The organism is Aurantimonas marianensis, from assembly GCF_024195285.1.
Taxonomy (GTDB): Bacteria; Pseudomonadota; Alphaproteobacteria; order Rhizobiales; family Rhizobiaceae; genus Aurantimonas; species Aurantimonas marianensis.
Window position 1 is genome coordinate 73342 of record NZ_JALHBS010000053.1, and the last position, 8294, is coordinate 81635.

The 8294-nt window shown below is 63.5% G+C and carries 7 protein-coding genes and 1 tRNA gene; 6 read left to right on the top strand and 2 right to left on the bottom strand.

From position 1 onward, the window contains the following. The first annotated feature begins 341 nt into the window (after positions 1 to 341). Positions 342 to 416, top strand: a tRNA-Gly gene (locus MJ956_RS10080). Positions 417 to 946: 530 nt separating this feature from the next. Continuing rightward, positions 947 to 1573: a hypothetical protein gene (locus MJ956_RS10085; RefSeq protein ID WP_253964341.1), complete on the top strand. Its 627-nt coding sequence runs from the start codon at positions 947 to 949 to the stop codon at positions 1571 to 1573. Between the two features lie 395 nt (positions 1574 to 1968). Here the strand turns inward: MJ956_RS10085 and MJ956_RS10090 are convergent, their stop codons facing one another. Both MJ956_RS10090 and MJ956_RS10095 read right to left on the bottom strand, forming a co-directional pair. Beyond that, complete coding sequence (locus tag MJ956_RS10090) at positions 1969 to 3012, bottom strand: Ldh family oxidoreductase (RefSeq protein WP_253964342.1); 1044 nt, start codon at positions 3010 to 3012, stop codon at positions 1969 to 1971. Further along, positions 3009 to 4742, bottom strand: coding sequence for an IlvD/Edd family dehydratase (locus MJ956_RS10095; protein WP_253964343.1), 1734 nt, complete (start codon positions 4740 to 4742; stop codon positions 3009 to 3011). The genes MJ956_RS10090 and MJ956_RS10095 overlap by 4 nt, the downstream gene beginning before the upstream one ends. Before the next feature lie 149 nt (positions 4743 to 4891). Between MJ956_RS10095 and MJ956_RS10100 the strand changes: the two genes are divergently transcribed. The 4 genes from MJ956_RS10100 to MJ956_RS10115 all read left to right on the top strand — a co-directional run. Continuing rightward, positions 4892 to 5866, top strand: a complete 975-nt coding sequence (locus MJ956_RS10100; RefSeq protein ID WP_253964344.1) for a tripartite tricarboxylate transporter substrate binding protein — start codon at positions 4892 to 4894, stop codon at positions 5864 to 5866. 55 nt (positions 5867 to 5921) lie between these two features. Continuing rightward, on the top strand, positions 5922 to 6368 hold the full coding sequence (locus MJ956_RS10105) for a tripartite tricarboxylate transporter TctB family protein (RefSeq protein WP_253964345.1): 447 nt from the start codon (positions 5922 to 5924) through the stop codon (positions 6366 to 6368). A 10-nt stretch (positions 6369 to 6378) separates the two neighbouring features. Next, a complete protein-coding gene (locus MJ956_RS10110) occupies positions 6379 to 7929 on the top strand; it encodes a tripartite tricarboxylate transporter permease (RefSeq protein ID WP_253964346.1) in 1551 nt (516 codons plus the stop codon). A 62-nt stretch (positions 7930 to 7991) separates the two neighbouring features. Next, a partial coding sequence (locus tag MJ956_RS10115) for a GntR family transcriptional regulator (RefSeq protein WP_423724830.1) occupies positions 7992 to 8294 on the top strand: 303 nt, incomplete at its 3' end.

The window sequence follows — 8294 nt, forward strand, 5'->3', positions numbered from 1 at the left end:
CGGTCTTGCCAACGATTGCCACGGTCTTTCCGCGCTTTACCGAAAAGCCGACACCGTCGGCGCGCCGGGCTCGAATGCCATCCGGCGGCCCGGGCCAGTGCGCCGTTCAAGGCCAATCCAAGCAGCGCGCGTCTGGCCACCTGCATGCATTCCGTCGCAAGAGGCGCCAATGCCGATTGCCGCGTTCCCGGAGGTCGTTCGGGGGGCCGAAGATCCTCGCGCCCGGCTCATCTGCGAACGCTCCACGCGATCCGGCGCGACCCGTCAATTCCCTGTTGCAATCGATCGCGCTTTCCGCCATATACCGCCCGTCTGCGGCACCGAGGGGCCGCCTGGAGCGGGCGGGCGTAGCTCAGGGGTAGAGCACAACCTTGCCAAGGTTGGGGTCGTGGGTTCGAATCCCATCGCCCGCTCCAATTTTCTTCGGTACAGCCCGGAGACGTGGGTGACAGATCGTACCTGAGACATGGGTGACAAGCTCGTGCCGAACGGGTCGTCGATGGTTCGCAAGGTTTCTGCTCCAGGTCGATGTATCCCAGATCGTGGCGCATGAAGCTGACGAGCCAAATGTCGTCGTCCATGAGCGCCGGAACTTGCTAACGCGATAGACCCAAAGCTCGCCTCGAAGCGGCGGATTTCCTCCACTCGAAGCAGCGGATTTCCTCGCGGAGTTGTGCGTTGCGGCGGCGTGCACGGGAAGCCTTGCGAGTCGGCTCTCGTATGCGGGCGGCACGGTCGTGATGCGTGCTCTTCCCATGAGGTCGATCGGCAGTGTCCAGTAGATCGGCCGAACCCACCGCCTCCCAACACTCGTCGACGAACCCTTCCACGGCTTGGACCGGCAGCACATCCCGACTGTGACGCGGGCGAACACCGCAACTTGATCCCACGCTTTCCCTCTCGAGCGTAAGGTGAGGGACGATGGCTTGATCGACGGAGGAAAACGATGAAATGCTTTCCCGTTCTGCTTGTGTCTTCTCTCCTTGCGTGCGTCGGAATTTTTCCGGTCACCGCTCAGGAGAATTCGATGAGCTTTTTCGTCACCAGTCAGGGTCTCGGGGACGGCGCCAATCTCGGTGGTTTGGAAGGAGCCGATGCCCATTGCACCAGTCTCGCCGAAGCAGCCGGCGTCTCCGGCAAGACCTGGGCAGCTTATTTGAGCACGAGCGACACCGATGCACGTGACCGCATCGGGACCGGGCCCTGGGTCAATGCAAAGGGCGATACCATCGCGGAGAGTGTCGCTGAGTTGCACAGCGATCAGAACGCTTTGAACAAGGAGACCGCCCTCAACGAGAACGGCGAATTGGTCAATGGTAGAGGTGACGAGCCAAACCGTCACGATATCCTCACCGGATCCTTGCCGGACGGCACGGCTCACGATGCGACCTGTGAGAACTGGACCTCAAGTGGCGAGGGCAGCGCTATGGTCGGCCATCATGACCGAACGGGACTCAACGACACAGCCGAGGCGAAATCGTGGAACTCGTCCCACCCGTCGCGGGGTTGCGGCCAAGAAGCCCTGCAAGGGACCGGCGGTGATGGGCTCTTTTATTGTTTCGCAACAGAATAACACGAGGCGTGCCGCCACGGATCCGCCCGGCATAGAGGTGAGCCCTAAAAGGGACGGCGTGTTCTTTGACGCGCAGCCCACTTCGCTTGCCGCCTGCGTCGCGGTTACACGTCAGTGACAAGCACACGTTTTCAGGCCGGTTCAAGCGGTTCAGCAGCGTCCGCCACCGCGCAGGTCAGATAATGTCTTGCATCTCGAACGGGCCGCTCACTGGTTGTTGGCTTCAGGCCGCGTCCCGCGCGGCCGTCGGTTTGAAGGTGGTGGCGATGACGTCGACGATGAACTTGCGGTCATCGCCTTCGCTGGAGGGAAGTTTCGCCGACTTGAGCTCGACGTGATGCCGTCGCCCTTCTGACGTTCTCGACGACCCATTTGCCCTGCGAGCCGCGTCCCCCTCATTGTGGGTCGGGAAACACGACCGTGGACCTTTCGCGCAAGCGATCGACCAAGGGGCGCGGCAGGGCGACTCCCTCCACCAACGCCGTCCGTCGGAGTTCCAGCGCCCGCTGCCCCGGCAAGCGCACCGGCGGGCCTCCCGGCAATGGCCGCGCGGCCCGACATGCGGCGGCCAAGTTACCCGTCTGTCGCTCAAAGGCTTCCTTGCCGCCGTGATGCTCGGGATCGATGACCATGATGAAGACCGATGCGCCCCATCTGCTCGGCCGCTCGGCCCGACCATGGCCGGCGAGGCCGGATGTGAGCATCTCGACCAGCATTCCGAGCGCAAAGCCCTTATGGCCATGATCGGTGCCGCCGAGCGGGAGAAGAGCGCCAGGTGGGCTGGCGGTGAGAACGGCGGGATCGTCGACCGGTTCGCCATCAGCGCCGATCACCCATGCCCCCGGAAGCCTGCCGCCCGCCGCCGCAACCTCGCTGGTGAGACTGCTGGTGGTGATCGATGTCGACACATCGATGAGCACCGGGTCGCCCCCGGTCGGCCAGCCGGCCGCCAAGGGATTGGGAGAGTAGGCTCCTTCGACCGCGCCAAAGGGCGCAACCGACGCATTGTTCGGCGAGGAGGACGCAACGATCGCGGCAAGTCCCCGATCGGTGGCGGCCATCAAATATGCGGCCAGACAGGCCACGTGGTGGCTCCGGCCGATCGCCGCGGTGGCGACACCGTGCTCGCGCGCGCGTTCGGCGCAAAGTTCGAGCGCCCGCCGGACGAGCACTGGTCCCGGCAGGTAACGCCCGTCCCATGCCACCGATATCCCGTTGTCGTTGATCACCGTCGGCTCGCCGGCTCTCGTCATCCCGCCGGCGACGATTTCCTCCAAATAGCGGGGCAGCAGCGCCAGGCCATGCGTGGAATGGCCGAGGAGATCGCCCTCCACGAGCGTTTCGGCGACAACGCCGGCATGGTTCGGGTCGAGACCTGCCGCAGTGAGCGCGTCGCGACAGAAGCGGATGAGCCCCGTGTGATCGTAGCGGCCGCTCAATTGCGTCCCTCGGGAACGTCGCCTTTGGCGGGAGGAATCAGGAAGGCGAAATCGCAACCCTTGTCGGCCTGCTGCACCGTTTCCAGAAACAGCCGCTTGTACCCCCTGCCCGAGCCGGGGTGACTGGGCATCTGGAATGCCTTTCGCCGCTTCTCGATTTCGACCTCGGAGACGTGGAGCATGAGGCGCCGCGTCGGCACGTCCAATTCGATCATGTCGCCGCTGCGCACCAGCGCCAAGGGGCCTCCTTCGGCGGCTTCCGGTGTCACGTGGAGCACGATCGTGCCGGACGCCGTCCCGCTCATTCGCGCGTCGGATATCCGGACCATGTCCTTCACGCCCGCCTTCGCGAGCTTGCGTGGAATCGGCATATATCCCGCCTCCGGCATTCCGGGCGCGCCCTTCGGACCAGCGTTTTGCAGGACAAGGATATCGTCGGCAGTCACGTCGAGATCCGGGTTGTCCACCCGCTCGGCCATGTCGGCGATCGATGAGAAGACCACTGCCCTGCCACGGTGCGACATCAAGGCTGGGGTCGCGGCGGATTGCTTCACGATGGCGCCGCCGGGCGCCAGATTGCCCCTCAGAACGGCCATCCCGCCTTCCGGATAAAGCGGCGTGGATAACGGCGCGACGATCGTCTGCGGCCAGCCTCCCCCCGCGGCATCGATCTCCTCGCCGAGCGTGCGCCCTGTCACCGTCAGGCAGTCGAGATGAAGATGCGGTTTCAGTTCCCGCAGGATCGTCGCCAGACCTCCCGCGGCATGAAGGTCCTCCATGTAGTGTTGGCCGGAGGGCTTCAAGTCGACGAGGACGGGAACATCACGACCGATCCTGTCGAACGCGTCGAGATCGAGGCGGAGACCGGTCCTCCCGGCCATAGCGGCGAGATGGACGATTCCATTCGTCGAGCCGCCCGTGGCCAGAAGCACCGTCAAGGCATTCTCGAATGCCTTCGCTGTCATGATCTTCTCCGGCACCAGGCCATCCGCCGCCAGCTTGACGGCGACAGCACCGGTGCTTTCCGCGATCCGCCGGCGGTCGGCGGACACAGCCGGCGCCGTGGCGCCGCCGGGAACCATCATGCCAAGCGCCTCGACGACCAGGGCCATCGTCGAGGCCGTACCCATGACGCCACAGGTGCCGGCCCCGGGGACGAGCCGCGAATTGACCTCGGCGATTTCATCCGCCTCGATTTCGCCGGCGCGATACCGTGCCCAGAACCTGCGGCAGTCGGTACACGCCCCCACTCGCGCGCCGCGATGACTGCCGGTCAACATCGGGCCGGTCACCAGTTGCACGGCGGGAATCCCCGCGCTGGCCGCGCCCATGAGTTGCGCCGGCACGGTCTTGTCGCACCCGCCGACCATCACCACCGCGTCCATGGGCTGCGCGCGGATCATCTCCTCGGTATCCATCGACATCAAATTGCGAAGGAACATGCTGGTCGGATAGGCGAAGGATTCGTGGATCGAGATCGTGGGAAAGGAAATCGGAAGCGCGCCCGCGAGCATGACGCCGCGCTCGACTGCCCTTACCAGGTCGGGAACGTTGGCGTGGCACGCGTTGTAGCCGCTCGACGTATCGATAATCCCGACGATGGGGCGATCCAGGGCATCGTCGGAGTAACCCATCCCCTTGATGAAAGCCTTGCGAAGGAACAGTGAGAATCCCGCGTCCCCGTAGCTCGTCAAGCCTTTCTTCAGTCCGCGTCCGTTGCCCTCAGACATGCCGAGCCCTTCTGTTTTCATGGTTCGCCGGGGCAAGCAGCCAGAGACCGGCTATATTGTCAACAATATATTTGACAACTTCGAGAGACCGTCGTTATGGTTCCGCCACGCGCTTGGAGGAGTGCGCCACAAACCGGGAGATCGTCCAAATGAAAATGACCCTTGTCGCAGCCCTCGCCGCGACCACCGCATTCGTCAGCTCCGTCCACGCCCAGCAGGCCTACGAAGCGTCCGATGAGATCAACGTCATGCAAGGGTTCAAGGCGGGCGGAGGCTCCGACGCGCTTGCCCAGCTGGTGCAGCCCTTCCTCGCCAAGGAACTCGGCGTGAATTTCGTCAACGAATACATTCCCGGTGCGACCGGTGCCATCGCGTGGACCCGCCTGGCCAAACAGGCGCCGAATGACGGCTCGGTCATCAGCATTACCAACACTCCGATGCTGACGACCAACTACATCATGAATCCGTCGATCACCTACAACGTCGACGAGATCACACCGATCGCGAACATCGTCACGGATCCGGGCATCGCCGTGGTCGCCAAGGATAGCCCCTTCAAGACGTTCGAGGATCTCGTCAACGCGGCGAAGGAGAAGCCGTCGACGGTGACGGTTGGCAACTCGGGAGTCGGCGGCGACGATTTCTTTACCTCGCTGATTTTCGAGAAGGAGGCTGGCGTCAAGTTGCAGAAGGTGCCCTTCCAGGGCGACGGTCCGTCGTGGACGGCCGCGATGGGTGGCAAGATCGATGCAAGCTTCACCAATGTCGGCGTCTCCTATCCCCAGATCAAGGAAGGCAATCTGCGCGCGCTGGCGGTCTTCACCGAGGAGCGCTTGCCGGAGTTGCCGGACGTACCCACCGCGACGGAACTGGGCTACAATTTGGTCGCAGGTTCGTCCCGCGGCTACAGCGGTCCCGGCGAATTCCCCGAGGCGGCTCGCCAGCAGTTGATCGACGGGCTGCAAAGGGTCGTCGACAATCCGGAGTTCCAGAAAGCGGCCGCGGCACAGGCGATGAACATCGATTTCATTCCCGGCGACGCATATCGCGACTACCTGAAGAAGCAGGAAAGCGAATACGAAGTGATCTGGAACGACATCAAGGACGAAGTTCAGGCCAAATAAGAACCCCCGGGCGCGGGGCCGCGGCCCCGCTTCCTCCAACAGCCGGAAACCCGTCATGGGCCGCATTCTCGTCGCCCTCTCCGCGATCGCGCTCGTCCTGTTCTTCTGGAACGAGGCCTCCGGCTATCCAAGCCAGGCGGCGCGGTTGCCCGTCCTTCTGGGCTGGGTGGTCATTTCGCTGGCCGTCCTCGCCATCATCCAGGTTGCGGCGGACTGGCGAAAGCAAAAGCTTGCGGGGACGCTGGTTCTGTTGCCGGCACCGAACTGGCGGGAACTTGCCATCGGTGCCGGGTTTCTGGGTCTGATCATCGTGTATGCGTGGAGTATCGCCTATGTCGGCTACCTCATCGCAACCCCGGCCTTCCTGCTGATTCCATTGCTGGCTCTGCGGCCAGTCGGATGGATCGCGATATTGCTGACGACAGTGCTTGTCACCGGCGCGATCTGGGGCGTCTTCGTCTACTTCCTGAATTTGTCCATTCCCCTCACCCCGGCGATCTGAAAGCCCCGTGATGACCGAACCTTTGCTCTGGGTCGGGCTCGCCAACGTCATCGAGCCAATCAATCTTCTGGCGATCCTGGCCGGGACGCTTATCGGCATGTTCATCGGGGCGATGCCGGGTCTTTCGGCGACGATGGCGATCGCGCTTCTGCTTCCGCTCACCTATTCGCTTCGACCCGAGACCGGCCTTGCGATGCTGGCTTCGCTCTATCTCGCGGCCATGTACGGCGGCTCGATCGCCGCAATTTTGCTTCGTACGCCCGGCACGCCGGCGGCGGCCGCGACCGTGCTTGACGGTTATCCGATGGCGCAAAAAGGCGAAGCCGGACGAGCCCTGGGCCTGTCATTGACGGCCTCGCTGATCGGCGGCGTCATCTCCTCGGTCGTTCTTCTCACCGTCGCGCCGCTGCTCGGGCGCATCGTCCTCAACTTCGGGCCGGTGGAGATTTTCGCGGTCGCGGTTCTCGGAATTACGATCATCGGCTCGCTCTCGCAGGGTTCGGCGATCCTCGGCCTGATGTCCGGCGCGATCGGCCTTCTGATTTCCATGGTCGGGATGGACCTGACGACCGGCACACCGCGTTTCACCTTCGGGGTTCTGGATCTTTTCGGCGGCGTCAATTTCACCGTCGCTCTGATTGGGCTGTTCTCGATCCCGCAGGCCGTCCGGCTGATCGTTATGGGTCAGGCGAACGCCGGTGATCGCATCTCCAACGTTCGCGACCGGATGCTGCCCACAGGTCGCCAGTTTCTTCGGATGCTTCCGAACAGTCTGCGCTCCAGCGTCATCGGAGTCTTCACCGGCCTGATCCCCGGAACCGGAGGCGATACGGCGTCCTGGTTCGCCTATAACGAGGCCAAACGCTTCTCCAGGCACAAGGCGCAGTTCGGAACCGGTTACCCAGCCGGAATCGTCGCTCCTGAGGCCGCCAACAATGCCGTCGTGGGCGGGGCCCTGATCCCCACGATCGCGCTGGGCATTCCCGGATCGTCGGCGACGGCCGTGCTACTTGGCGGCCTGATGGTGCATGGCATTCTTCCCGGGCCGACACTCATGACCGAATATGGCGATGTCACCTACACGCTGTTGTGGGCGGTCATGTTCGCCAACATCGCGCTGTTCCTGGTGGGATTGCTCTTCACGCGCGCCTGCGTCGCGGTCACGAAGATTCCCAACAGGGTGGTCGGGCCGGTCATCGTCGTTCTTTCGGTGATCGGGGCGTTCGCGATCAACAATTCGGTTTTCGACATCGGTCTGATGATCGCCTTCGGCATTGTCGGTCTCGCCTTCGACCAGTTCCGGATTCCGACGCCACCGCTGGTGATCGGGCTCATCCTCGGCCCGATTCTCGACACCACGCTGCAGCAATCCCTGTTGATTGGCGCGGGCAGCTGGTGGATTTTCCTCGAAAACCCGATCTCGGCTACGCTTCTCGCCGTCGCGGCCCTTTCCGTGCTCCAGGCAACCCCGTTTTTCGGTTCGCTCGCACGGGTCTTCCGCAAGCCCAGGGCCGAGGGCGCTGAATCCGCAGGGGGCGACATGGCGGGAAGTCGCGAGTAGAAGCACCGGGCAACGATCCCGCGTCGAAATGTCGGCCACGACCCGAAATGAGGCCCGCAGTCATGTCCAGTATTGCCGATTCCGAAAGTCGTCGAGGCGAGGCGGCGTCCGTGCCGACCGGGAGCGGCCGCCTGAACGGTGAGGACATCTCCATGGAGATCGCTGCCGCGCTCGAGGAGGAGATCGTCTTCGGAAGGCTGCATCCGCGCGAACGCCTGATCGAGGAGGAACTCGCAAGCCGTTTCGAAGCCAAGCGCCATATCGTGCGCCAGGCGCTGGTCGAGCTCGAGCGGCTCGGCCTGGTCGAACGGGTCCGAAATCGCGGTGCCGTGGTCCGCCTCTACAGCGCCGAAATTCCCCTCACC

Bases quoted from the DNA above. Each gene is read 5' to 3' on its own strand.
- MJ956_RS10085 (WP_253964341.1), top strand. From the start codon at position 947: ATGAAATGCTTTCCCGTTCTGCTTGTGTCTTCTCTCCTTGCGTGCGTC.
- MJ956_RS10095 (WP_253964343.1), bottom strand. From the start codon at position 4,742: ATGTCTGAGGGCAACGGACGCGGACTGAAGAAAGGCTTGACGAGCTAC.
- MJ956_RS10100 (WP_253964344.1), top strand. From the start codon at position 4,892: ATGAAAATGACCCTTGTCGCAGCCCTCGCCGCGACCACCGCATTCGTC.
- MJ956_RS10105 (WP_253964345.1), top strand. From the start codon at position 5,922: ATGGGCCGCATTCTCGTCGCCCTCTCCGCGATCGCGCTCGTCCTGTTC.
- MJ956_RS10110 (WP_253964346.1), top strand. From the start codon at position 6,379: ATGACCGAACCTTTGCTCTGGGTCGGGCTCGCCAACGTCATCGAGCCA.